This is a genomic window from Streptomyces argenteolus (genome assembly GCF_042902585.1).
GTDB classification, from domain to species: domain Bacteria; phylum Actinomycetota; class Actinomycetes; order Streptomycetales; family Streptomycetaceae; genus Streptomyces; species Streptomyces argenteolus.
In genome coordinates, this window is the sequence record NZ_JBIBEG010000014.1 from 26,047 (window position 1) to 49,763 (window position 23,717).

Sequence of the window (23,717 nt, forward strand, 5' to 3'; positions counted from 1 at the left end):
AGCTCTGTGCGGACCGCTCACTCCGCCTGCGGCGAGCGTACGGCGAGCTCTGCCAGCCGCTCGCGGCACCTGGCCGCCGTGGTCTCCGCGCCGAGTTCGCCGTAGATGGCGAGTGCCTCCGTGTAGGCGGCCCGCGCCTCGGCGGTGGACGGCAAGACGCCTGCCAGGGAACACAGGGCGTCGGCGCGGCCACGGCGGGAACCGACCCGGTCGAAGGCCGCCAGGGCCTCGTCGTACGCGGCGCGCGCCCGGTCAGGCCGCCCCGCGGCGTGCTCGGTGTCGCCCAGCGCGCGCAGCGTGAAGCCCAGGCCACCCGCGTTGCCCAGATCGCGGTGGATCCCGGCGGACCGCGTGAGTGTCTCGCGGGCTTCCGCGTAGTCGCCGCGCAGACGCTGCACATCGCCGAGGCCACGCAGCATGTCGGCCTCCCCGCGCCGGTCGCCGATGCGGCGGGACAGGTCGCAGGCCCGCGCGAAAAGGGCGGCGGCCTCCTCGTGACGGCCGCCCACCCGGGCCACGTGACCGAGACCGCGCAGCGACTGAGCCTGACCGCGCACGTCACCGATCTCCTCGTACGTGGCGAGGGCGGTGCTGTAGCCCTCGTGCGCCTCGTCCCCCCTGCCGCGGTTGCGCGCGATGTCCGCCAGGCCCCGGGCCGCCTGCGCCTGCCCCCGGCGGTCGCCCAGTGCGGCGTACAGCTCACGCGCCTGCCGGAACATCTCGGTGCCCTGCTCGTAACGGCCCAGCGAGACGCTGACGTTGGCCAGTCCCCAGAAGGAGTCGGCGAGGCCCGCCCGGTCGTCGAGCTCCTCGTAGACGCGCCGCGCCCCGGTGAAGTGCTCGTGCGCCTCCTCGTAACGACTGCGGGCGCGCTCCGTCTCGGCGAGGCCCCACAGGGCGTCCGCCTGACCACGCAGGTCGCCCATCGCCTCGTACAGGTCACAGGCAGTCCGGTAGTTGTCCCGGGCAGCGTTCAGGTCGCCCCTCGTGCGCTCGGTGTCGGCCAGGCCACGCAGAGCGTCGGCGCGGCTGGGGCGGTCGTGGTCGGTCTCGGCGGCGTCCCTCATGGTGCTCCAGATCCTCGCGAGTTCGGTGGTACCACCGAGCCTGCCCAGGACGGCGTGCGCCAGCGCCGCGAGACGCCTGGCGTGCGGGGAGCGGCGTTCGACGGCGGCCACGGTCACGGCGATCAGGTTGGTGCGCTCCTGCTCCAGCCAGGCCCGAGCGGCGCCCGGCTCGCCCGTACCGGTGTTCAGCGCGTCCCGTGCCGCTTCGCCCCGGGCCAGCAGATGGGCGAAGAGCCGGTCGAGTACCTCGTCCCAGCGTTCCTGCGGCTCCTGCTCCGCCGCCAGGCCGCGAGCGTAGGCGAGGAACAGGTCATGGAATCCGAAACGTCCCCGGCCGTGGTGTTGCAGCAGGTGCCTCGTGGCGAGGTCGGCCATCCGGCGGCGGCACTCGCGCGCCGTCGTACCGGTCATCGCCGCGCACGCCTCGGCATCCAGTTCGGACCCCGGGTGCATCGCGAGGGTGCGCAACAGGCGGGCCTGCACCGGGTCGGCCGCCTCCAGCGCCTGCCAGGACACCTCGAAGGCCGCACCGACCCGCCGGTCGGCGTCGGGTATCTCGAGCAGGGGGGAATCCGCCTCCCGCATGGCCAGCAACAGGTCCGCCGGCTCCTCGAAGCGCAGCCGGGCGGCGACCGCCTGCACGGCCAGTGGGAGGAACCCGCAGGCCCTGCAGATTTCCTCGAGCGAGGGATCCGTCGCCTCCTCCGCGGGCAGTCCGGCGCTCGACACCAGGAGCCTCACCGCCTCGCCCGCGGGCAGGATGTCGAGCTCGGTGAGCGAGATGCGGTCGGGATCGTGCAGCGCGACCCGGCTGGTGATCAGGACGAGGTTGCTGTCGTCACCGGGGAGCAGGTGCGCCACCTGCTCCAGCGACGCCGCGTTGTCCAGCAACAGCAGGCCGCGTCTGCCGTGCAGCCAGTTGCGCCACAACGCGGCCTTCGCCTCCAGGGTCGGGGCGTCGTCACCGCGGATGCCCGCCCAGGCGAGCAGGGCCTCCATCGCGGCCTGCGCGTCCAGCGGTGCCCGGTCGGGGGTGTGCCCGTAGAGGTCGAGTTCGAACTGCGCGTCGGGGAAGTCGGCGGTGAGCTGGTGGGCGAGGTACCGGGCCAGGGCGGACTTGCCGATCCCAGGCATCCCGACGATGGCGTGCACCAGCTCGGGGCGGCCCGTGAGGTTCCCCGCCACCATCTCCGGCAGCCGGCGGCGCTCGGTCTCCCGGTCGACGATCCTGCGCGGCGGGGCCTTCAGCGTGGTGCGTACGCCGGGCGCGGGCACCAGCCCGGCGGGCAACCGGGAAGAGTCCAGGGGCCGTTCGGGTTCGAGTGCGCGTAACGACGGTTCGCGGCCGGTCGACTCCCGCAGCACGGCCCGGAAACCCGGGTCGCCGAGCAGGGCCCGCACGGGGACGGCCGTCAACCGCCGCCCCTCGTACGGCCGGTCACTCCAGGCGACCACGCCGAGCAGGGCGCCGCTCTTGTGGGCCACCGCGCTGCCCGACATGCCCGACCACTGATCCCAGCCGGCGGGCCACGCCGTGGACACGTCGACGGCGTAACGGTCGCTGCGGGTGTACGTCAGCGGGTCGAGGACGCCGCGAACCGTCTCGGTCTCCGTCCCGTCGCCCGTGCTGCGGGCGGCCGCCGCCGACATGCCGGTGACGGCGACGGCGACCGGTTCGGTGCCCGTCACCTCGGCCCAGCGCGGCTCGGGGACGTCCGGCACGCCGGACGTGTCCAGCGCTTCGGCGGCCAGGCACAGCAGCGCGGCATCGAGTCCGGCGTCTCCCTGCCAGGCCACCGTGCAGGACACCGGATCGGTGAGGCGGACGGCTCCACGACCGCCGATGACGAACCTGACGGTGATGTCCGGCCGGGGACGGCCGTCGGCGAAGGTCACGCCGTGCCGGGAGGTGAGCACCAGCCGGGGAGCGAGCAACCGCCCGGACGAGAACTCCTTGCGCCCCTCGGCATCCTCCGGACCCGCCGTGACGGCCACGAGCCCCGGGTGGAGCGGTGCCGTCCCCGCATGAGCGCCCTCGGCCCGGGGTGTGGTCACCGCCGGCCGGAGACGGTGGCCGACTCCCCGGTCAGGGTGTCGCGCACGTCGAGCTTGAGGCGGAGCCGATGAGTCGTGCCCTGCGAGACCTTCGCGTCGGCGCCGAGTTTCACCACGCCGAGACGGACGCCGCCCGACCCGCCGGCGTCCTTGCGTACCTCGACCAGGAACTCCATCTCCACCTCGGCGATGTGGAACTGGAGCCGGGCGTCCTTGCCGTACTCCTGGGCCTCGGCCAGTTGGGTGCGCAACTGCTCGATCGCCTCGGTGATCTCATTGTTGTCCGTCGTCATCCCGGGCCCCCCGTTGTTACCGATCACTGCCGTCGCATCCTGCCGCATCGACCGGTACGCCCGCCACCCGTGCCGGGTATCGGCCACAGGCCGACCAGCGCTCCCCGCAAAGGGGTTGAGGGGCGATGGGCCGCAGCTTCGGGCGGCGACCCTGTGGTGATCCGCGCCCCCTCTTCACGGCACTCACCGAGGAGCAATTCCCCCACCCGCAGACAGGGAAATCCGCGCGACCGAACCGGGAAAAGTCGCCCGGCACGTCAGGGTGACGAGGTGCGGAACTGGACCGAAGAGGAAATCACGCTGCCGATGGCGCCCGGTCGAGGAACACCCAGATTTCTGCTCGGGGAGGGCAGGTCCCGGTGGGCGCGGAGTCCTGTCGATCCTCAGCGGTAGGCCGGGTTTCCTCGAATCGCATGGGGGTACGAGCCGGATGAACGTGATCTCGGCACCGCAGAGAGGCCGGGACGCCGAAAAGGAGGATTCCCGTGTTCAAGGCAATCGCAGACGTCCTTCGCTCCATCGGCGGAGCCATCGCAACCGTCGTGACCCTGCCCTTCCGTGCCGTCGCGCGGCTCTTCAGCGGAGCGTCCAGCACTGCGCACGGCCACCGCTGACACTCCGGGTGGAGGTCTGCAGCCGGATTCCGGAATACTTCGACGTGCGCACCCCAGCGCTACGCGACCAGCCAAAGCGACACGCTGCTGGTTCGCGTAGCGCTGCACGCCGGAACAGGGCGTGAGAGGAGTTCCAAGGGTGCACACGGCGAAAGTCCGAGTCCTCGAGTCGGGCACATAGGCGGGGATCGAGTGGTGCGGCTACGCTGCGCGACGGCGATTCGCTCGAATGAAGCATGGAATTCGATTCCCTTGTCGCCCGCTGCCGCAGGAATTCCGGTACATGGGGTGGTCCTTCTGAGCTGTACAGAGCGGGAAGCGAACCACCACAGCGTCGTACCCGGTGCCGGTATGTATCGGCGCGTTCCCCTCGAGCCAGAGCCGGACCGGATTCGGCGCCGCTGAGCGAACCGAAAGAGTTTGCCGCTTCCCGCCGCGCGACCGCCCGGACCGGCACCAGGTCAGGAGGGTCCGTCGTCCGTCGGCCGTTGGCGCCACGCAGAGGTGATCGTGTCCGCCCCGGTGATGGGGGGCATGCCCATGAGTGCCTGCAACTGGGTGGGTTGGTAGGGGGTCGGGCCGTGCCACTCCACGAGCAGCACAGTGGCGTCGTCCGCGAGGTGGCCGTGGTGGTAGGCCACGTGGTGGCTGATCAACCGTCGAAGGGTCTCCGGGACGGGCAGGCCGTCGGCGTGGTGGCGGATGAGGAAGTCCGTCAGACCGGTGAGACCGAATTCCTGCCCGTCATCGTCGCGCGCCTCGGTGATGCCATCGGTGTAGAGCAGCAGGCGGTCACCCGGTTCGAGCTGGTCGCGGGCCAGGGTGCCCGGCACGTCCAGCCCGGAGCCCAGGGGAGGAGCGGGCGGACAGGACAGGTGCACGACCGTGCGGTTGCCCCGGATCACCACCGGGGGGTGATGGCCGTAGTTCGTCCAGGTCAGCAGGCCGGTGGCCAGGTGAAGGCCGGCGAGCATGCCCGTGGCGTACCGGGCGCCCGCGAACTGCTCGTTCAACGTCTCGGAGATGCCCTCGGCCGTCTGCGCAAGGTCTGCGCCCTGACGGCGGTGCTTGCGGGCTGCGGCCAGCGCCAGATTCGCGGTCAGTCCGGCGGCGGTGTCATGTCCCATGGCATCGAAGACGGAGAGATGCATGACTTCCCCGCTGAGGGCGTAGTCGAAGGCGTCACCACTGACCTGGTAGGCCGGTTCCATGACGGCGCTGATCAGGACGCGGTCCGTGGCGAAGGTGCGAGGAGGCATCAAATGCCATTCCATCTCCGCAGCCACATTCATCGTCCGGCGCCGGACCAGCCGTGCATACGAATCGCTTGTTCCGCGCTTGCTCTCCAGGAGAAGAGCGACAAGGCCGGCGAGCCTGTTCAGGTCCTCGTCCGCCTCCACCTGGGAACCCGGCACTCCGACGCGTAGGACACCGAGGCGCTCGGCGCCGTCCAGCAGTGGGACCCACCACTGTCCTTTCGTCGCGGCGGAGGCGGGAGAGATCAGTCCCAATTGGAAGGCCCGCCCCGGCACAGTTCCCTCGATGGCCAACTCGGCGGGCGCGTCGGCGCCCGGCTGATCGGCGTCGACATTTCCGGCAAGCAGGCAAAGCCGTTCCTGCTGGAGATCGGCCAGATAAATGAGGACCTGCGGCCAGCCCGCCCGAGCAGCGTGTGATGCCACGGTGCCGGGCAACTGCTCCAGAGTCATCAGGTGACTGGCAGCGATCAGGTCTCCCAGCACGCGGTTCCGCGCAGCTTCCGCGCCGTTCACCGGCGACACCTTCCCTGAGGCTGAGAGAAATGCGCTACGGCTCCACACTAACCGGGGTCCGGAGCGTGGCTGAAAAGGAAACGCTGATCCGTTCCCGTAGCCTCCCTCATGCCCCGGCGGCTCCCGCGCACCGCGAAAACCCGGAAATTCCGGACGACGGTAATGCCCGAGCTCGGAATTCGGAAGGCCGCTGAGCGGTACAGGAGCGCACGAAGCGGGAGAGACCTACGGGAAGTGGCCCTCATCGCGCCGGGCGGAAGCACCACCTGCGCATGAGCGCATCGGAGGTCCGCCGCCCGAGGGGCCGTCCCCGAGCGGGACGACCGATATCGGGGTTACGCCGTGCACCGGGGTCCGCCCCGCTCTGTCAGCGGGAGTCCTCCGGGCCCGGGCCAGGTCGAAAAGCACTCACGCGGTCCAGCAGTAGACGCCGTGCCCCTGGCGTCGGGCGCTGCTGACGAGAGCAGCCAGGTCACCCAGGATCACGGAGGCGATCTCCCTTTCGATGACGTCGCCCTCCTTCGCGCGCCGCGAGGACCACCCGGCCGCGGCAGCCCGCAGATCCGACTGCTCAGCCCTGGCGAATGCCGCGGACAGGCGGTTCGAGAGTGCGAAGACGAGGCAGCCGTCCTCCTCCTGACCGGCGACGAGCCGAGGCTCACCGGCCTCGGCCAGTTCGTCGAAGTCGCCGCCGGCGAGAAGACATTCCCACTCGATCACGGCTTCCTCGGGGTCGAAGTTGCCGAAGGAGAGCGACTCGCACGCGCGTCGGGGCCCGGTCCGAAGAAGCCGAGCCGCTGCAGCGTCATCCGGAGCCGCGAAGAACTCGACGATGATGCTCATCGGTGCATCATGCCGGACCGCTGCGCCTTCGGCATCGTCCGGCTGCCGTCGGCCCATGAGGCGGGTGGCGCCGCTCGGCACGTTTGACCTTCGAGTTGGTCGAAGCCCGATGATGGCGGGGTGCCGAAACCTGAGCTGATGCCGATCGGGGTCTTTGCCCGGCGCAGCGGTCTGACGTCCAGCGCGCTGCGGTTCTACGCCGACTCCGGACTGCTGCCCCCTGCCGAGGTCGACCCGGTCACGGGCTACCGCTACTACAGCGCCGAGCAGGTCACACATGCGACCGTCCTGCGTCGGCTCCGGGAGATGGCCATGCCCCTCGCCGGTGTGGAAGCGGTACTCGGATCCACGCCCGACGAGGCGTTTCGGCTGATCGACGAGCATGTGTCGAAGGTGGTCGAGGATGCGGCGGCGGCGCAGCGCATGGCCGATGTGATCAGGTCCGCCCTCGGCGACGCGTCAGGTCCTTCGATCGTGGTGCTGAAGGGCCCGGTGCTGGCGGACGCGGTGGAGCAGATCCTGACCGCCACCGCGTCCGAGTCCGGGACGCCGGTGCTCGGCGGCCTGCGCATCGAGACGTGTCACGAGGCGGTCGTCCTGACCGCGACCGACCGATACCGTCTCTCCACCCGAACCGTGGTCCCCGTCGAACCACCGCGTCAGAGGTGGGCCGGCACGGTGGCGGGTGACGAACTGCGGTTCGCCGCACCGGAGATCCGCCGCAGCAGCCGGGTACGCATCGAGGCGGCGCCCCGCGGGATCTGGCTCCGCATGGAGGATCGGGAGGACCGCTACTGCCGGTTGCTGCCCGAGGAGTTCCCCGACTACCGGCTGATGCTCGCGTCACTGGGGGAGGTGACCACCCGCGTTACGGTTCCGAAAGAGGCACTCCTGCGAACCGTGGAGGAGCACCCGGGCCGGCGCATGGCACTGGATGTCGGCGACCAGTCCGTGAGCGTCGTGGCAGAAGAGGACGACCACCCCGGCACTCCTCTTCCGGCCACGGTGGTGGGGCCTGCCCTCCGGATCTGGTTCGAGCTGACCACCTTTCATCCGGCCGTGAGCACCGCGATCGGCCCCGAGGTGATGCTGGACCTGAGGGGACACGATCAGCCCGTGACGATCCGCTCCGCCGACCGAGGCGACCTCACCACCCTGGCCATGCCCGTGAAGCCCGGCCACTTCGCCTGAAGACACGAGAGGAACACCATGACCCCTGCACCCACCGGCACCGACCCCACCATGGAAGCCATCGGCCGGGCCGTCGTCGAAGGCCGAGGCGGTGACGGTGCGTCCGCCCGCCGTAAACTCCTGGACCTCTGGTCCTCGATCGGGGTCACCGGCGACCCACTGCACCGCTGCTCCCTCGCCCACTACCTCGCAGACCTCCAGGACGACCCCGCCCAGGCCCTCGCCTGGGACGTACGGGCTCTGGACGCCGCCGACGCCGTGACGGAGCAGCGCGTCCAGGAACACCACGCCGACCTGCACATCGCGGGCTTCTACCCCTCTCTGCACCTCAACCTCGCGGACAACTACCGTCGGCTCGGCTCCTTCGAGGCCGCGGCCGAGCACATCGACGCAGCCCGAGCCGCGATCGGCAGCCTCCCGCAGGACGCCTACGGTGACCTTCTCCGCGGCGCGGTCGAGGAAGTGGCCGACGCCATCGCCGGCCGTGACCGCACCCGGCGGACCTCGGCACCCGGTCCGTCCACATGAGGCAGGACGGCGCCGGCGCAGCGCGGTGACGGCGGCTCCGGCACGAGGCCGGGTCGCAGGAACGGGATCGTCGGGCCGGCCGCCGCCCGCGTGACGGGAGCGCCCGTCACGCGGTGGGGGAGTGTGGCATGCAGGGTCGTGGATGTTCGCCGCTGTGGTTCACAGGACGCCGCGCGTTGCCGGGAGTGCGCGAAGGACGGGAATTCGAGCGCCAAGGCGTCGAACGGGCCGGGCGGCCACCGTGTACGAGGCGCCGCGTGCAGCACATGGGAGGGAGCAGGCCTCATCGCCGGGCCTGCCGCGTCCTCGCCTGCTGACCGCTGAAGAAGGGCAGTGGGATCAGCCCTCGACGAGTCGCGGGCGCACGCGGCACACCGTTCGACACGGCGCCGGCTTCAGGGCCGGCGGTGCCCGTGCGCACGGGCTCAGGAGGTGCCCGCGCGCACGGCGGTCGTGGCCAGGGTGGTGTATCCCATCGTGAAGCGTCCCCCGAGGGCGTCGATGGCAGTCCCGACCGCGTCCAGTACGTCTGCCAGTTGATCCGGACGGAGTCGCGTGAGGCCCCCGGTGGTGGGGAGCAGGTCCAGCCACCGGTCGCGGGTGTAGGACTGTTCCCAGTCGAATCGCCACTGCTCGGGGTCGTCGAACCGCCCGGTCTCACGGATGTTCTCGGCGAACCTCGCGTAGCCCGCCTCGTAGAGGCTGATGGGACGTCGGGCCGGCCCACCGCTGAGCGGTGAGTCCGGTGCCACGCGCCGGTAGGCGGCGGCGAACGGTTCGGCCACCTCGGCAGGAGGCTCGTACACGTGCCCGAAGATGGCGAGTCGGCCTCCTGGGCGCAGCACATGCGCGGCCTTCAGGGTGCCGGTCACCGGATCCACCCAGTGCCACGACTGCGCGGCGACCACCGTGTCGAACGTCCGGCCCTCCGGCTGCCACGCTTCGAACCCCGCCACCTCGACCGCCAGGCCCCGGGCGCGCGCGAAGTCGGCCATGCGCGGATCGGGTTCGACGCCGAGCACGGTGCAGCCGGCTGCCTGGAACTGCCGGCCCGCGATACCGGTGCCACAGCCGACGTCCAGGACGTCAGGCCCCGGGCTGCCGGCGACGACCCGGGTCACCAGCGCAGGGGGGTAACCAGGACGGGCCTGGTCGTAACGTGGCGCGTCCACGCCGAACGATTCGGCCATGCGCCGTACTTCGTACGGCTCCGGTTGGCTTCGCGGTAAAGTGGGCATGCGCCCACTTTAATGGGCGCATGCCCACTGGGCAACGGATGCCCATGCTGCCGCACGAGAGGAGCCGGAAGTGCCGACAGGGGTGCATCTTCGCGACGCGCGGCAGCAACTGTTCGACGCTGCCGAACGCGTACTCCTGCGGGACGGGCCGAACGGGCTGACCAGCCGTGCCGTCACCGACGAGGCGGGCTGCGCCAAAGGCGTTCTGCACCGGCACTTCAGTGACTTCGACGGCTTCCTCGCCGAGCTCGTGCTCGACCGGGCCGCGCAGCTGGAGGCGCAGGCGAGTGTGCTCAGCGAGGCCGTCGGCACGGGCATGGTGGCCGACAACCTCACCGATGCTCTGACCAACCTGTTCGGACCGGTTCCGGTGGCGATCATCCCGCTCATCACCTTTCGCGACGAGCTACGCGCGCGGCTGCGCGAGGCGAGGCCGGGAGGCGGCATCGCGATCCTGGCTCAGGCAGCGACCGCCGTCTCCGCCTATCTGGCCGCCGAACGAGAAATCGGGCGCATCGCGGCCGGGGCCGACATCGACTCGCTCACCCTCTCCCTGGTCGGCGGCGGCCACCTGCTGTACGCAGACCGCGACCCCGGACCGCCGGCCACGGCGGTGGTCCGCACGTTCGTGACAGCGGTCGTCGCCGACGCCGTCCGCCGGCGACCGGGCTGAGGACCTGGACCCCGCGGACTCCCGTCGCTGTGCCCGGGGCCCGTCAGCGCCTGGAGGCGAGCGGCTTTTGGCGCCGCGTCAGGGGGCGGCCGACGGACGCGACCGCTCAGGCACCCCGAAGTGTCCCGCACCTCGCGACATCGCCCATGCTCTCGACCGGCTCCGGGTGCGCTCCGGTCCGAGGGACGTCCGCACGCGGAGCCCGGGCAGGAAATCGCTTTGCCGGCTGGGCCGACCGCTGCTACGTTTCCCCGGGCCGTGCAAGGAATGAGGAGGTGGTACCCGTGAACGCAGTTTCGACGTGGGTGCTCCCCTCCGGGGTCATGGTCGGGCGATAGGTCGTCCGGGAGCGCCGTTCCCCAGTGCTCCCGAAAGGCACGACCATGCATGTCTCATCCGAACGACGCCTCGACGGCGACCTCCTCGAACGCGAATTCACCATCGGTGACATCCCGGGAACTCTGTGGACGCCAGGGTCCGCGCCGGCGCCGCTCATCCTGATGGCCCACAACAACGGACTGCCCAAGGGCGCGTCCCGGCTGGTCGCCAGGGCCCGACGCACCGCGGCGTACGGATACGCGGTGGCCACCATCGACGCCCGCGGGTGCGGCGACCGGCCGCGTTCAGAGGCCGACGAGCAGGCCCGCGCCGAACTGCGCCGGGCGATGCAGGCCGGCAAGCCGGTCGACGACCTCTTCGAATCCTTCGTCGGGCCCCTGGTGGAAGAGGCGGTCCCGGACTGGCTGACCACCCTCGACACACTTCTCTCCCTGCCCGAGATCGGCGGTCCGGTCGGGTACTCCGGGTGGACCGCCCTCGGTATCCGTCTTGCGGTCGTCGAGCCGCGCATCGCGGCCGTGGGCTTCTTCGCCGGGGGGTACGTGCCTCGCGCGCAGCGCGAGGAGGCGCGGCGGATCACCCTGCCGCTGCTGTTCCTGCTGCAGTGGGACGACGAAGGAAATCCCCGGCAGCGAGCGCTGGACCTGTTCGACGCCTTCGGCAGCAAGGAGAAGACGCTGCACGCCAACACCGGCGGGCACGTCGGCACGCCGTGGTTCGAGGTGGAGGACGGTGGCCGGTTCTTCGACCGGCATCTGAAGTGAGGACCGGCGTTCAGGCCGACGGCGGACTGTGAACGGTGGCGACCGGGACGCTGCTCGTCGGGAGGCGTCCCGGTCGCCACGATCGCGACCCGCGTCGTGGCGCGTCGCGCCGCCGCCCTCACGTCGCCCGCGCGTTCAGCCGTGTGCGTCACTCCGGGCGGTGTCCGAGCTCGCTCCGGGGCCGGCTGGTCCGCACCCGGCGCCGGCGGATCCCTACCCCGGCCCACGGCCGGTCGATGCCTCCACGGGGCCGGTGCCGAGGCGCGTGCGTACCGGACGGCTGCGGCCCTCGGCAGTCGCTTCTGGCACATCGACAAGGCCGTACAGATGTATACGTAACGTACGAAACGGGAGATAGCGTCTACTCTGCGATGGGGGCGGCGTCGCCGGTTCGGCTCGCTTCCTGGTGCGGTTCCAGGGCCTGTGGCGGGGCTGCTCCCGTCACCGGCGAGGCGAGGCGCCCCTTGAGGTGGCCGCGGTCAACGCACTCACGCCGTGTCGATCTATGTGCGAGGAGACATCGTGCAGCAACCCGTCATCGTCGGAATCGACGGCACGTCCGACAGCCTGCTCGCGGCCGGCTGGGCAGCCGGCGAGGCTCGGCTGCGGGGGGCCCCGCTCCAGCTGCTGCACGGCCACGAACCGTTCCTCCTGCATGAGATGGACCGAGAGCAGCAGGCGGCCGAGCAAGTGCTCGACGGTGGGCTGGCGTGGGTGCGCGATCACTACGACGACGTCGAGGTGAGTGGCGAGCTGGTGGCCCAGCCCGAGGCGGACCTGCTCACCGAGCGTGGCCGCGAGGCGCAGATGATCGTGCTCGGGTCCCGCAGGCCCGGACCGGTGACCGGCTTTCTCCTCCGGTCGGTCGGTCTTCGCGTACTGAGCCGGGCCGTCTGCCCTGTGGTGATGATCCGGGGCGGCGACGTCAGCCGGCGCCCGCCGAAGGGCGAGATCGTGGCGGGCGTCCCCCAGGAGGAGGACGAGGCGGAGGTGGTCCTGGATTTCGCCTTCCGGGCCGCCGACGCGCATGGCGTACCCCTGCGGGCCGCGCGAGCGTGGGACCTGCCTGCCATGTTCACGAACCAGTCCGGGGTGATGGGCCTCTCGGACAGGCCGGCTGAACTGGAGGCGGAACACCGCCGGGAACTGGCCGTCCTGCTGAAGCCGTGGCGCCGGCGCCATCCCGACGTCGCGGTGACCGAACACATCGAACTGGGATTCGCCGCGGAGATGCTGGTGACGCTCGCCGCTTCTGCCCAGCTCCTGGTGGTCGGGCGCAGCAGCAAGGTCGGCAGCCGCTATGTGGGCCACATCGCCCATTCGACACTGCATTTCGCCAACGCCCCCATCGCTCTCGTCCCCACGAAGCAGTCGGGGCCGGCCGAGGGATGAACCCGGACTCGTTCCCTCATTCAGGCCGGGACGGACGGGATGCGCGTCGGACCCGGCGACACCGATGCGTGTACTACGGGCAAAACGCCACAAAGCGCCTACGGTGCTGTTCCAGCGCACGTCGTGGAAGGCGGTAGGGCTGGTCGGCCCGGACATCATGGATCTTGCTCATCTGCAGCCCTTGTACGAGACCGACGGCCCTGTCGTGTCCGTGTACCTGGACACGACGCGTGCGGCGCACGACGCCGAGAAGCAGATCGAACTGCGATGGAGAGCGGCGCGCCGGTCACTGGCCGAGCAGGGCGCCGAGGAGGAGACCCTGCGCCTGCTGGACGGCGTGGTCGGCGGAGTCGCCGAGCTGCCGGGGCCCCAGGGGGAGGCGTTGTTCGCGTCCGGGGGAAATCTCCTCGGCGCCTTCACCCTGGCGGAGCCTCCGGCTGCCGACAGCGCCCAGGTGCTGCCCGTTCCCGATCCACTGGCTCTTGCCGTCGACCGCGACCACCAGCTTCCGCACGTCGTCGTGGCGGTGGACCGGGAGGGAGCGGATGTCGAGGCGTACGAGGCCGCCGGTCACGCGCCCTCCCTCCGGCGCTCCTTCCACGGCAGCACACTCCACATCAGCCGGGTGAAGGCCGGGGCGGAGGCGCAGGCATCCTTCCATCGCCGTTCGGTCAACCAGGGGACGGAGAACACCGGACAGGCAGCCGAGGACGTGCGGAGCGCGGCTGCACAGGTGGACGCCGAGGTGCTCCTGGTGGCGGGTGACCCCAAGGCCGTAGGGCTGCTGCGTGAGCACTTCGCGGCCGACCCCCCGCTCGGCAAGCTGGTCTACGTCGGAGGTGGACGCACCGACGCCTCGGCGCGGGAGGGCCTGCGGGCTGCTGTAGACACCGCGATCCGCGAGGAGATGGCCGCCTGCCACCGCGGAGTGCTGGACACACTGGAGGGGGAGCTGGCCGGCGGACGCGCCCTTCAGGGCATTCCGTCGGTGAAGGAAGCGCTGTCCCAGGGCCGCGTGGACACGCTTCTGCTCACCGCCGACCGCTCCGGCGACCCCGTCCTCCACGCCTCCCGCCGCGATCCGCGCGCGCTCGGCACCGACCCGGCGGCGCTCGGGGGCGACTCCAGCGTCTTCAGCGCTCCCGCAGCACCCCTGCTCCTGCGCTCGGCCGTCCTCAGCGGTGCCGACTTCACCGAGATCCTGCCACCCACACGCGCCACGGACGGCGTCGCCGCCCTGCTGCGCTACTGAACACCGAGGGAGTGAGATGCAACCGCCGAAGGTCTTCCACTGGATCATCACGCTGCAAGGGGGCTCCGCCGGCCCACGTACCTTCGAGGGGACCGTCCTCGTCGAATCCGACGAGACGCGGCAGGAGATCTACCGCCGTGTGGTGGCTTCGACGAGCGAGGAGAGCGGCATCGACGAGCCTGTGGTGACCTTCTTCCTCCTGGAGTCCAACCAGCTCTGATCCCTACGCGCCGGTACCGCGCCCGTCGCGGTCGGCTCCGGCCGGCCGGCCCGGCTGCGCGTACGGGGCGGAGGCGAGATCCTGAGCGTGAGCCCGGGGAGGCGGATCCGCCGCTCCTCGGGGTTTCCGGCACCGTCGAGTCGAGGAGGATCCGTGGCCGACCAGCACGAGGATTCGGACCGCATCGTGGTGGGGGTGGACGGTTCGGACTCCTCGAAGGACGCCCTGCGCTGGGCCGTGCGGTACGCGGAGGCCACGGGCGGTGTGGTGCAGGCACTGACCGCGTGGGACTTTCCCCAGTTCCACGGCGCTCTCACCTGGCTCCCCCCGGCGACCGGCGACCGGCGAGCGAGAAGCCCTGGAGGCGGGCGCGGGCCGGGAACTCACGACGGCCGTGGACGACGTCCTGGGAGCGCAGCCTCCGGTGGAGGTCCGCACCGAAGCGCAGCACGGCACCCCGGCGGGCGTGTTGCTGGCCGCCGCCCGCGGTGCCTCCCTGCTCGTGGTCGGCAGCCGTGGGCGCGGGGGCTTCGCGGGGCTGCTCCTGGGATCGGTGGCCCAGCACTGCGCGTAGCACGCGCCGTGCCCGGTCGTCGTGGTCCGCGGTGACAACCGGTGAACGTGCCGGCCGATGGCCGCCGCCACGACCGCCCTACGGGCCGCCCGGGAGGCCGAGTCCTGGCGGGGCCGTGCCGCACGAACGGCTGAGGGAGAGGAGAGTCACCGGTCACGGCAGAAAGCCCGGCACCGGGCAGAACGGCGCAGGCCGCCGGCCCGGGGACAGGCGCCGACCGTGCCCGGCCCGCGCGGACCGGCGCGACGGAAGGAAGCGAGCCTCTGATGGCCGAGGATCCGCAGGACACGTCGAAGGACGGTGCGGCCGAGGTTCCTTACATGTCACTGCTCAACCTGCCGCTGAGTTCGGACCTGGACCGGATCGGTGAGCAGGTGCACGCCCTTGCCCGGGCGCAGCGAGACCTCCAAGGACTGCTCGAGGCGGTACTCGGCATCGGCAGCGAGCTGGAGCTGCCGACGGTCCTGCGCAGGATCGTGCGCACGGCGATGGACCTCGTCGGTGCCCGCTACGGTGCCCTGGGCGTCCTGGACGACCGGGGCGAACAGCTCGCGGACTTCATCCCGCTCGGCCTCAGCGACGAGGAGCTGGAGCATCTCGTCGGCGTGGAACTACCCCGGGGACGCGGCCTGCTGGGGCACCTGATCCGCCATCCAGCACCCCTGCGCGTCGCTGACATCGCGGCCCACGAGGATTCGGCGGGCTTCCCGCCCGGCCACCCACCGATGCGGTCGCTGCTGGGGGTCGCCGTCTCCGTGCGGGGGCGTATCTACGGCAACCTGTACCTGTCCGACAGGAGCGACGGAGAGCCCTTCGACGAACACGACGAAGGAGTCATCCTCGCCCTCGCGGGCACCGCCGGAGTCGCGATCGAGAACGCACGCCTGTACCACCAGATCCGCAACAACGCGGAGCAGTTCCAGCGGCTGCTGCTGCCCCAGCTGCTGGATCTCCGGCCCTTCGAGGCGTGCACGTTCTACCGGCCGGCCTCCGCCCCCGGGCACCTGGGCGGCGACTGGTACGACGCGGTGAAACTGCCCGACGGCTCCTGCGTCGCCATCATCGGCGACGTGGTGGGTCACGACATGCAGGCGGCAGCCGCCATGTCGCAGACCCGCAGCATGCTGAGGGCACTCTCCTTCGACGAGAGCAACCCGCCCAGCGTCGCGCTGAAGCAGCTGGACCGGATCATGGACGTCACCGGCGACTACCTCATCACCACGGCGTGTGTGGTGCGGCTCCATCCCGCCGGCGAGAACTGGGCCCTGCGCTGGTCCAGCGCCGGACACCCCCCGCCCCTCGTCCTGCTGCCCGACGGCACCGCGCGCTACCTCGACGCGGAACCGGGGCTGCCCCTCGGGGTGGACCCGACGGTGCCACGGCCCGACCATTCCTTCGCGCTGCCGGCGAACAGCACCGTCGTCCTCTACACGGACGGAGTCGTCGAACGGTACGACGAGCCACTGGACCGCGGCCTGGAGTCACTCGCCGCGACGGCCAACCGCCACGCCCGGGAAACCGTCCACGACCTCTGTGCCGCACTGGCCGACCACCACCCGAGCGACAGCCATGACGACATGGCCGTGCTCGTTCTGCGTACGCCGCCGGCCCCGAGTGACGTACGTGCGGAGGACCGAGAGGTCGCCGACCCGAACCCGCAGGCGCCGGGATACGGAGGACGGCCGGAGGGGGGACATCGGGCCCGGTTCCCGCACTGGCTGCCCTGAACCGTCCCCTCTGCCGCCCTCGTCTTCGACGGGGGGTGCGGGTAGCGGTCAGTCCTGGACGAGGCAGAACGGATGTCCCGCAGGGTCGGCGAAGACACGCCAACTCCGTTTGCCGGCACCTTTGTCCAGCAGCGTGGCGCCTCGGCCGAGAACCTCCCGCTGTGCTCGTTCCAGGTCCTCCACCCCCAGGTCCAGGTGGAACTGCTGAGGCCGGGCGGGGTCCGGCCAGGCGGGTGGCTGGTGGTCGTCCACCCGTTGGAAGGCAAGGACGAGTCCGTCGGTGTGGAGCGTTGCCCAGCGGTCGTCGCACGACCACCGCGGATCCGGCTGGTTCACCACGCCGCCCAGAAGCGACCGGTAGAAGCGGGACAGCTCGACGGTATCGGCGCAGTCGAGCACGACGCACTGCAGTTTGGCGATCACGTGGGCAGGGTCTCACGAGGCTCGGTCGCGCTCTACGAGTCGCAGGGCACCTGACGCGGCTCGGCGACCTCCAGGACTCCCCGGCGGGGCCTCGCGCTTGAGGCAGCCGCGCTCCGGGGCCTCCCCGTGGAGGACGCCTGCCAGGAACTCTCCGCCCGATCGGGACCAGGCGACGCGGGCTGCCGTCGCGGAGGTGTGCGGTGGGTTCCGGGTTCGACGCTGCGCTCGGCGCCGACGACGCGACCCGCGGCCGTGGAGGGGCCCGGCTACCGGCCTGAACGTGAGTGGACCGGACGGAAGGAAGGTGCCTGGGCCATTTCCCGGGCGGTGAGACCGAGGGACCACATCACGGGCTCTCGGGCTCAGAGCACGCCCACCAGCACGATGACCAGGGCGGGCAGCGCGATGAAGACGGTGCCGAGGTAGACGGCGAGGACCCACCGGCGCTCAGAGGCGATCCGGGCGAGGTTCTCGGCACAGAACAGGGGCACGGGGCGCAGAAGCGGCACCACGTAGATCACGATGATCGCGAAGAGGTTGTAGATCAGATGCACGAAGGCGGCCTGCAGGCCGATCTTCGCGTCGTCCCCGACGCCTGCGAATGCCGCGAAGACCACCGTGAACGTGGTTCCGAGATTGGAGCCGACGACGACGGGATACACCTGTGCCGGGGTCAGGATGCCTGTCCCTGCGAAGGGGACCAGCACGGACGTGGTGATGGTCGAGGACTGGGGGACGACGGTCACCCCCATGCCCGACGCCATGGCGAGGTAGGCGTTACGGCCGACCGCCTTGATCAGGATGTCACGGGCCCTGCCGACCATGAGCAGTTTGAGCAGCTTCCCGAGATAGTGGACGGCGATCAGGATCAGCCCGGCGCCGATCACGATGGTGAACAGCGGACCGAGAGTGCTGCTGACGTGCGAGGAGGCCTGGATCACGCCGTTCTCCACCGGTCCGGTGGCTGCCCGGACGAAGTTGAAGTGCGCCGGGTTCGGCAGCCAGTCCGTGCCGTACAGCGCGTCGGTCAGCGTCCCGCTGATGTGTTCCAGCGGATGCCAGATCAGCTCGACCGGGAAGAAGATCAGCAGCGCGAGCCAGTTGTAGAAGTCATGGACGGTCGAGGCGCCCAATGCCCTGCGGAACTTGGTGCGGTCGCCGATGAAGGTCAGCGCGATCAGGCTCGTCGTCACGGTGGTGCCGACGTTCGCGCCCAGAATGACGGGGATCGCGCCTTGGATGGGCAACGCACCCGACCCCACGGCGGTGACGGCGATCGCCGTGGTCGTGGTCGACGACTGGATCAGGACCGTGCCGAGAACACCGACACTCAGCCCGACGAACGGGTGCGCGGCGAAGGCGAACATGGTGTGCGCCGCGTCGCTCCCGAGCCCTGCGAAGCCATGGCTGATGATGCTCACGGCACAGATCAGCAGGTAGATCAGTCCGGCGACTCCGCACCAGCCGCACCCCACACGAGTGGTGAGGCCACGAAGCCTGCCGCCATCGGGCAACCGCGAGCGGGCGTGCCCGGTCGGGCCTGCTTCAGCAGTCGAACACCGACCAGCAGATGTCGTTGCGCAGCCGCTGGTCGTCCAGCACGAGTTCGCGGATGGCCTCCGGAAGCTGATCCCGCTGCCACCGGCACTCGAGGCGTCCCGCCGTCTCGCTCCGGCCCTCCGGCGCCGCCGCACGTGCGGCCTTGATCGCGTAGGCGGCCGCGCCGAGTTCGTGAGCGGCGACATGGGCGACGACACCGGCCTGGCCGGCTGCGTACGCCGCATGGCGTGCCGCCCCGCGCAGGTCTCTGGCCGCACCCATCGCGTGGCCGCCCGCCGCCCGCGTCTCCATCATTCTGACCTCGCCGCGCACCCATGCCCGGGCGTGTTCGATCGCCTGGCTTGGCCGCTGGTCCTCGGGCCGGGCGGCTTCGAAGAGGTGCAGGACGTGTTCCGCACACGAGGCGGCCCACAGGGCGAGGAGGTGGTGATCCGCGTCGGTGAGCGTCCCACCCCGGCGGATCGTCACGAAGCGGGGGTCCCGGACCTTGGGGAGGATCATGACCTGCGGTACCTCCTGCGCGCATGGGTGCCACTCGCCGCGACGGCACGGCGAGCGGACTCATCGTAGGGGTGGGGAAGCGAGCTCCGAGTGGGCCCGCAGGCCACGGACCTCCTCGTAGCGCACGTAGCCGAAGAAGTATCGCGCCCGAGGCTGTCACGGCTCCCACCGCGTAGAGCGGACGGGGCGGACGGGCGGCGCCGGTGGGGGCATCTCCGGTGCCGCCGTGACACTTCAGGCGTCTCCCATGACCAGACCCTCGATGGTGTGCTTCTGCGTCATGGGCGTCAGTTCGTCCACGACGGGGCAGTCGAGGTGCCGGCGTACCCGCGCGGGCAGTCCCTCCCAGAAGGCGCGGGTCACAGCGGTGTCGTGGCGGTCGCCGTTGTTCGCCTCAGGCCCGTCCACCCCCAGGACCAGGACGGGGCGGGGTGCGGGGGAGTGGTTGGTCGTCCCGCGATGGATCGTCAAGGCGGTCCGGGCCGAGATGTCGCCGCGCCGGGGATACTTGCGGACCGCTCGCTCCTGGTAGCGGGCGTAGTGCGACCTGGGGGGAAACATGCCGTGCTCGAACTCCGGGCCGTCGTCCCACTGAGTGCCCAGCGCGATCTCGAACGGTCCCATGTCCTCGGCCGTGTCGACGGTGGTCACGTTGAAGGCGAGCGAGGTGAGGCGCCGTTCGCGACGGGTCTCGTCCGGGACGGGGAAGTCGCGGTGCCACGGCTGATTGACGGCGCCCTCCAGCGGGACGTCGAATCCGAGCTCGACGATGCGGTAGTCCGGCCCCAGTGTCGCGGTACACAGGGAGCGCACCCAGGGGTGCTCCACCAGCTCCGTGAACCCCCTGATCTGCTCGGGGTGGATCTCGACGTAGAACCGGTTGGGGCCACGTCCGACAGCGCCGCCGGGGCGACCCATGGCTTCCTGGAACGCCGTGTTCACGTCCTCGCCCAGCCGGTCCGCCCATGCCTTGCTGAAGGCACCCTTGCGTGCCGTGATGCCGTCCCTGTACAGGGCCTCCACGTCCGGGGACACGTCGACGTCCAGTTCGCTCACGTCGATGCCCGGGAAAGTCTGCACGCTCATGTCGTGTCTCCTCGCTCTGTGATGGCTGCGCCTATGCTGCAACGTAGAATGCGACGTTGCAATAGCCTCTCTCGAGATTCTGGTGCCGGTGATCGTCGCGTGGGAGGATGGGGCCCGTGAGTAGCCGTCTGAAGGACGTCGCCGCCCTCGCCGGGGTGTCGACACGCACTGTTTCCAACGTCGTCAGTGGCACGGGGGCCGTGGCCGAGGAGACACGTGCGCGAGTCCAGTCCGCCCTGGACGAGCTGGGATACCGGCCGAACGTCGCGGCCCGGAACCTGCGCGCCGGGCGTACCGGACTGATCGGACTGGCCATTCCCGAACTCCACTCGCCCTACTTCGGCGAGCTCGCCGGAATGATCGTCGAAGCCGCCCAGCAGCGCTCGTGGACCGTAGTCATCGATCAGACATTCGGGGACCGGGAGGCGGAGCGGAGGCTGCTGGAGGGAACCGGCGGTCGTCTGGTCGACGGCCTCATCATCAGCCCGTGGGCCCTCGGCCCGGAGGAACTGACGGGCCGTTCCCGGGACGTCCCGGTCGTGTTGCTCGGTGAGCAACAGGCCCACGGGGTCGCAGACCGCGTCGCCGTCGACAACGTCCTCGCCGCCGATGAAGCCACGACGCACCTGCTGTCGACCGGACGCCGGCGCATCGCCGCGATCGGCGTGCAGCCCCACCTGCGCAACGGGACCGCGCGGCAACGGCTGTCCGGCTACCGGCAGGCATTGCGGCGCGCGGGGCTGCGGCCCGAGCCCGCTCTGGAACGGGCCGTGACGACCCTGCACCGCAAGCACGGAGCGGAGGCGATGTCCGCGCTCCTGGAGGGTGACGAACGGCCCGACGCCGTCTTCGCGTTCAGCGACGAACTCGCCCTGGGCGCGCTCCATGTCGCCGTCGAGCGAGGTGTGCGGGTCCCGGAGGACCTCGCCGTGGTCGGGTTCGACGGGATCGAGGACGGGCGGTACGCCAATCCGGCTCTGAGCACCGTGGTCCCGGACAAGCGGCAGATCGCCGAGCGTGCTCTGCAATGCCTCGCGGACCGCATCTACAGCCCCGCCTCCACGGTGCCGCCCCTCGACATCGTCATTCCCCACCGCCTCGACATCCGCGCCAGCAGCGGTCGGACGGGCTGAAGGAGAGCGTGGGCCGGGCGCCTCCCGTCCGCGTCAGGCCGGATGCCGGGGCGGGCGGCCCGACCGCCGTACGGTGGTCAAGCAGGCGGCTGCGCCCGGCGGTCAGCGACCCCGGCCCGTGCGATCCGGGCCGCCACCACGGAAAGAGGCACGGCGGCGGCCCAGCTGTACATCGCACCGACGGGGGAGACGCGCGCGATCCCCACGGAGAGCAGGAACACGACGGCCTGCGCCGGCAACGGCACGCGGCGCCAGGACGTGCCGAGCACGCGGCTGGTGCGCAGCTCCATCCCGTACAGCACGAGCGCGGTCGTGCCGATGACCGCCCCGTACAGGCCCGGGCCGAGGAATCGGTCGCCGTAGTCCACGAGCACCTTGGTGGGAAAGGGAATCGACGACAGGAGCAGCAGGAACGTGACGTTGAGCCAGAAGACGTACGCGTCGATCGGCCCGACGACCCGCAGCGCCGCGTGGTGGGCCCGCCAGAACAGCGCGATCACCACCGCACTGAGCGCGAAGGCGCCCACCTGGGACTGCACGTCGTCCAGGGCCTGATGCAGTTGCGCCCCGTCGAGCCCTTCGGGCAGCTTGATGTCCAGTACGAGCAACGTCATGGCGATGGCCACCACTCCGTCGGTCAGAGCGAGCACCCTGTCCTTCGAAACGAGCTCCGCCTCGGGTGGGACGATCTGCTGCCCCGCACTCTCCTTCATGGGAACCCTTCGTAGCACCCGCCCTCCACCGGCGGAGCCGACCAGGCACGTGTCGTCCCCCAGTCGCCCGCCGGCCCTCCGCCCGGCGTACGCGGCAGGCGAGCTGCCGGCCACACCCACGTGCAAGGCGTTCGCGGTCCGGGACCGACATGCGCGGCCCCGCGCCGGGGTCCGGAGGCGCCGCTTCACAGAGCGCGGCGAGGGCGAGCGCCGAGGACGAAGAAGCGTGGTGCCGGTCCACGCAGGCCGGCCCGGACGGGCCTGGGTGGACCGGCACCACGCTGAGGTGGCGATGACGCTGACGTGCGGGTGAGCCTGCCGGACCGTGACCGTACTGTCCGGTGCAGCGGCGTGGCGGCCGGAGAACGGCCGAGGTCAGGCGGCGAGTGCCTCCTCGGCCGCGACGGGCCGGGACTCGGGGTCGTGCCGACGCAGGGCCACCAGGACGAGTGCGCAGAGGGCGACGACCACGGCCGCGCCGATGTAGAGCTGGGTCGCCGAGGCGCCGGCGTCCTTGAGCATGCCCGCGACGGTCGGGGACAGGATGGCGCCGATGCGGCCCATCCCGAGAGCCCAGCCCATGCCGACGCTGCGCACGTTGGCCGGGTAGAGCGGCGGACCGACGGTGTAGGCGCCGGCGATGCAGCCGTTGATCGGCGCGCCGACGACGACGCCGACGGCGAACCCGAGCCACAGGGTCGAGGTGCTCACGATGAAGACGATCATCATCGCGGCCGAGAGCAGGGAGAACCCGATCAGCACCACGCGCGGCGTGCGTACCCGTGCGACGACGCCGTAGAGCACGGAGCCGACCGTACCGCCGATCGAGATCGCCATTCCGGCGGTCACCGCCGCGCTCTCGGACAGGCCCTCCTCGACCAGCAGGGTCGGTGTCCAGCTGTTGACGAAGTAGAAGCCGAACATGATCGTGATGAAGGTGAGCCAGAGCAGGATCGTCGGGGTCAGCAGCTGCTTGAGCCAGCCTGAGCCGGCCCGCTCGGCGGCGGAGCCGGAGCCGGAGCCGGTGTCGGTGGCCCGGTCGAGGTCGGCGCCGGTGACGGGTTCCATGCGCATGCGGGCCAGCGTCCGGTTGATCCGCTCCAGTGCGTCGCCGGGACGCCGCTGCTCCAGGAACGCGACCGACTCGGGCAGGACGGCGGCGATCACGATCAGGGCGAGCAGCGTCCCGATGCCACCGGCGTAGAAGACGATCCGCCAGTCGCCACCCACCACGGTCTTCGCGACCAGGCTCGCCGCAGTGGCGCCGATCCCGTAGCCCGCCGTGTAGATGCCGATGGCGAGACCGCGGTTCCTGGCGTTAGAGAACTCGCTGGCTATCACGTTGGTGCTGGCCAGGATGCCGCCCACACCGATGCCGGTGACGAGGCGGAAGAGGCTCATCACCGTCACCGACGGGGCCATCGCCGCGCCGAACATGCCGATCGTGCCGAGGACGAGGCTGACCAGGATCAGCGGGCGCCGGCCGATGAGGTCGGCGAAGGGCGCCAGCAGCATCGAGCCGATCGCCATTCCGATCAGGCCGACGGAGACCAGCAGCCCGAACTCCGATCCGCTGAGGCCGAACTCCTCGGTGACCGACGGCCCGGTGAAGGCGACCGCCATGACGTCGAAGCCGTCGAGGCAGTTCATGAAGGTGCAGAGCGCGACAATCAGCCATTGGTAGCCGCTCATCGGTGCCTGCGAGACGCGTGCGGTGATGTTCATGGGTGTCCAGGTGGTGAGAGGTCCGGGCGTTCGC

At 70.8% G+C, this 23,717-nt stretch carries 21 protein-coding genes and 1 pseudogene; 11 read left to right on the forward strand and 11 right to left on the reverse strand.

The window, feature by feature from the left end; all coding sequences use genetic code 11:
* Positions 1-17: 17 nt before the first annotated feature.
* On the reverse strand, positions 18-3,122 hold the full coding sequence (locus tag ACFY8O_RS32510) for an ATP-binding protein (protein ID WP_387908743.1): 3,105 nt from the start codon (positions 3,120-3,122) through the stop codon (positions 18-20).
* On the reverse strand, positions 3,119-3,415 hold the full coding sequence (locus ACFY8O_RS32515; RefSeq protein WP_387908745.1) for a trypco2 family protein: 297 nt from the start codon (positions 3,413-3,415) through the stop codon (positions 3,119-3,121). The genes ACFY8O_RS32510 and ACFY8O_RS32515 overlap by 4 nt, the downstream gene beginning before the upstream one ends.
* A gap of 485 nt (positions 3,416-3,900) precedes the next feature.
* On the opposite strand from ACFY8O_RS32515, the gene ACFY8O_RS32520 reads away from it, so the two are divergent.
* The gene (locus tag ACFY8O_RS32520; protein ID WP_387908747.1) at positions 3,901-4,029 is read left to right on the forward strand and encodes an LPFR motif small protein; all 129 of its coding nucleotides are present in this window, start codon (positions 3,901-3,903) and stop codon (positions 4,027-4,029) included.
* A gap of 461 nt (positions 4,030-4,490) precedes the next feature.
* Here ACFY8O_RS32520 and ACFY8O_RS32525 read toward each other — a convergent pair whose 3' ends face one another.
* Both ACFY8O_RS32525 and ACFY8O_RS32530 read right to left on the reverse strand, forming a co-directional pair.
* The gene (locus ACFY8O_RS32525; protein ID WP_387908849.1) at positions 4,491-5,738 is read right to left on the reverse strand and encodes a PP2C family protein-serine/threonine phosphatase; all 1,248 of its coding nucleotides are present in this window, start codon (positions 5,736-5,738) and stop codon (positions 4,491-4,493) included.
* A gap of 471 nt (positions 5,739-6,209) precedes the next feature.
* On the reverse strand, positions 6,210-6,644 hold the full coding sequence (locus tag ACFY8O_RS32530; protein WP_145812182.1) for a hypothetical protein: 435 nt from the start codon (positions 6,642-6,644) through the stop codon (positions 6,210-6,212).
* Positions 6,645-6,764: 120 nt separating this feature from the next.
* On the opposite strand from ACFY8O_RS32530, the gene ACFY8O_RS32535 reads away from it, so the two are divergent.
* Positions 6,765-7,835 (forward strand): DNA polymerase III subunit beta family protein, encoded by a 1,071-nt coding sequence (locus tag ACFY8O_RS32535; RefSeq protein WP_387908749.1) that lies wholly within the window; start codon positions 6,765-6,767, stop codon positions 7,833-7,835.
* A gap of 18 nt (positions 7,836-7,853) precedes the next feature.
* On the forward strand, positions 7,854-8,363 hold the full coding sequence (locus ACFY8O_RS32540) for a hypothetical protein (protein ID WP_387908751.1): 510 nt from the start codon (positions 7,854-7,856) through the stop codon (positions 8,361-8,363).
* Between the two features lie 425 nt (positions 8,364-8,788).
* Here ACFY8O_RS32540 and ACFY8O_RS32545 read toward each other — a convergent pair whose 3' ends face one another.
* The gene (locus ACFY8O_RS32545) at positions 8,789-9,601 is read right to left on the reverse strand and encodes a class I SAM-dependent methyltransferase (RefSeq protein WP_387908753.1); all 813 of its coding nucleotides are present in this window, start codon (positions 9,599-9,601) and stop codon (positions 8,789-8,791) included.
* 70 nt (positions 9,602-9,671) lie between these two features.
* Here ACFY8O_RS32545 and ACFY8O_RS32550 point away from each other — a divergent pair, with 70 nt between their 5' ends.
* The 7 genes and pseudogenes from ACFY8O_RS32550 (at position 9,672) to ACFY8O_RS32580 (ending at position 16,542) form a co-directional block, all read left to right on the forward strand.
* On the forward strand, positions 9,672-10,274 hold the full coding sequence (locus ACFY8O_RS32550) for a TetR family transcriptional regulator (RefSeq protein WP_387908755.1): 603 nt from the start codon (positions 9,672-9,674) through the stop codon (positions 10,272-10,274).
* 383 nt (positions 10,275-10,657) lie between these two features.
* The gene (locus ACFY8O_RS32555; protein ID WP_387908757.1) at positions 10,658-11,377 is read left to right on the forward strand and encodes an alpha/beta hydrolase; all 720 of its coding nucleotides are present in this window, start codon (positions 10,658-10,660) and stop codon (positions 11,375-11,377) included.
* Between the two features lie 522 nt (positions 11,378-11,899).
* Complete coding sequence (locus ACFY8O_RS32560) at positions 11,900-12,769, forward strand: universal stress protein (protein ID WP_387908759.1); 870 nt, start codon at positions 11,900-11,902, stop codon at positions 12,767-12,769.
* A 103-nt stretch (positions 12,770-12,872) separates the two neighbouring features.
* A complete protein-coding gene (locus ACFY8O_RS32565; protein WP_387908761.1) occupies positions 12,873-14,021 on the forward strand; it encodes a baeRF2 domain-containing protein in 1,149 nt (382 codons plus the stop codon).
* Positions 14,022-14,037: 16 nt separating this feature from the next.
* Positions 14,038-14,241 carry a hypothetical protein gene (locus ACFY8O_RS32570; RefSeq protein WP_145812196.1) on the forward strand — a complete coding sequence of 68 codons (204 nt, stop codon included), beginning with the start codon at positions 14,038-14,040 and terminating at the stop codon, positions 14,239-14,241.
* A 153-nt stretch (positions 14,242-14,394) separates the two neighbouring features.
* Positions 14,395-14,815, forward strand: a pseudogene (locus ACFY8O_RS32575) (universal stress protein).
* A gap of 266 nt (positions 14,816-15,081) precedes the next feature.
* Positions 15,082-16,542 (forward strand): PP2C family protein-serine/threonine phosphatase, encoded by a 1,461-nt coding sequence (locus ACFY8O_RS32580; protein ID WP_387908764.1) that lies wholly within the window; start codon positions 15,082-15,084, stop codon positions 16,540-16,542.
* Positions 16,543-16,590: 48 nt separating this feature from the next.
* Here ACFY8O_RS32580 and ACFY8O_RS32585 read toward each other — a convergent pair whose 3' ends face one another.
* From ACFY8O_RS32585 to ACFY8O_RS32600, 4 genes are all read right to left on the reverse strand, one after another.
* Complete coding sequence (locus tag ACFY8O_RS32585; protein ID WP_387908766.1) at positions 16,591-16,965, reverse strand: VOC family protein; 375 nt, start codon at positions 16,963-16,965, stop codon at positions 16,591-16,593.
* A 362-nt stretch (positions 16,966-17,327) separates the two neighbouring features.
* The gene (locus ACFY8O_RS32590) at positions 17,328-18,440 is read right to left on the reverse strand and encodes a thymidylate synthase (protein WP_387908768.1); all 1,113 of its coding nucleotides are present in this window, start codon (positions 18,438-18,440) and stop codon (positions 17,328-17,330) included.
* 70 nt (positions 18,441-18,510) lie between these two features.
* Entirely contained in the window at positions 18,511-19,026 is a 516-nt protein-coding gene (locus ACFY8O_RS32595; RefSeq protein WP_387908770.1) for a putative immunity protein, read from the reverse strand.
* Between the two features lie 234 nt (positions 19,027-19,260).
* Positions 19,261-20,112, reverse strand: a complete 852-nt coding sequence (locus tag ACFY8O_RS32600; RefSeq protein ID WP_387908772.1) for a phytanoyl-CoA dioxygenase family protein — start codon at positions 20,110-20,112, stop codon at positions 19,261-19,263.
* 116 nt (positions 20,113-20,228) lie between these two features.
* On the opposite strand from ACFY8O_RS32600, the gene ACFY8O_RS32605 reads away from it, so the two are divergent.
* Positions 20,229-21,245: a LacI family DNA-binding transcriptional regulator gene (locus ACFY8O_RS32605; RefSeq protein WP_387908774.1), complete on the forward strand. Its 1,017-nt coding sequence runs from the start codon at positions 20,229-20,231 to the stop codon at positions 21,243-21,245.
* 77 nt (positions 21,246-21,322) lie between these two features.
* Here the strand turns inward: ACFY8O_RS32605 and ACFY8O_RS32610 are convergent, their stop codons facing one another.
* Entirely contained in the window at positions 21,323-21,958 is a 636-nt protein-coding gene (locus ACFY8O_RS32610) for a TMEM175 family protein (protein ID WP_387908776.1), read from the reverse strand.
* Between the two features lie 375 nt (positions 21,959-22,333).
* Positions 22,334-23,683, reverse strand: coding sequence for an MFS transporter (locus ACFY8O_RS32615; protein ID WP_387908778.1), 1,350 nt, complete (start codon positions 23,681-23,683; stop codon positions 22,334-22,336).
* Positions 23,684-23,717: the final 34 nt, after the last annotated feature.

Excerpts from the sequence above, each read along its gene's own strand:
- ACFY8O_RS32600 (WP_387908772.1), bottom strand. The coding sequence starts at position 20,112 with ATGAGCGTGCAGACTTTCCCGGGCATCGACGTGAGCGAACTGGACGTC.
- ACFY8O_RS32595 (WP_387908770.1), bottom strand. The coding sequence starts at position 19,026 with ATGATCCTCCCCAAGGTCCGGGACCCCCGCTTCGTGACGATCCGCCGG.
- ACFY8O_RS32555 (WP_387908757.1), top strand. The coding sequence starts at position 10,658 with ATGCATGTCTCATCCGAACGACGCCTCGACGGCGACCTCCTCGAACGC.
- ACFY8O_RS32525 (WP_387908849.1), bottom strand. The coding sequence starts at position 5,738 with ATGACTCTGGAGCAGTTGCCCGGCACCGTGGCATCACACGCTGCTCGG.
- ACFY8O_RS32540 (WP_387908751.1), top strand. The coding sequence starts at position 7,854 with ATGACCCCTGCACCCACCGGCACCGACCCCACCATGGAAGCCATCGGC.
- ACFY8O_RS32515 (WP_387908745.1), bottom strand. The coding sequence starts at position 3,415 with ATGACGACGGACAACAATGAGATCACCGAGGCGATCGAGCAGTTGCGC.
- ACFY8O_RS32545 (WP_387908753.1), bottom strand. The coding sequence starts at position 9,601 with ATGCCCACTTTACCGCGAAGCCAACCGGAGCCGTACGAAGTACGGCGC.
- ACFY8O_RS32530 (WP_145812182.1), bottom strand. The coding sequence starts at position 6,644 with ATGAGCATCATCGTCGAGTTCTTCGCGGCTCCGGATGACGCTGCAGCG.
- ACFY8O_RS32615 (WP_387908778.1), bottom strand. The coding sequence starts at position 23,683 with ATGAACATCACCGCACGCGTCTCGCAGGCACCGATGAGCGGCTACCAA.
- ACFY8O_RS32570 (WP_145812196.1), top strand. The coding sequence starts at position 14,038 with ATGCAACCGCCGAAGGTCTTCCACTGGATCATCACGCTGCAAGGGGGC.
- ACFY8O_RS32580 (WP_387908764.1), top strand. The coding sequence starts at position 15,082 with ATGGCCGAGGATCCGCAGGACACGTCGAAGGACGGTGCGGCCGAGGTT.
- ACFY8O_RS32610 (WP_387908776.1), bottom strand. The coding sequence starts at position 21,958 with ATGAAGGAGAGTGCGGGGCAGCAGATCGTCCCACCCGAGGCGGAGCTC.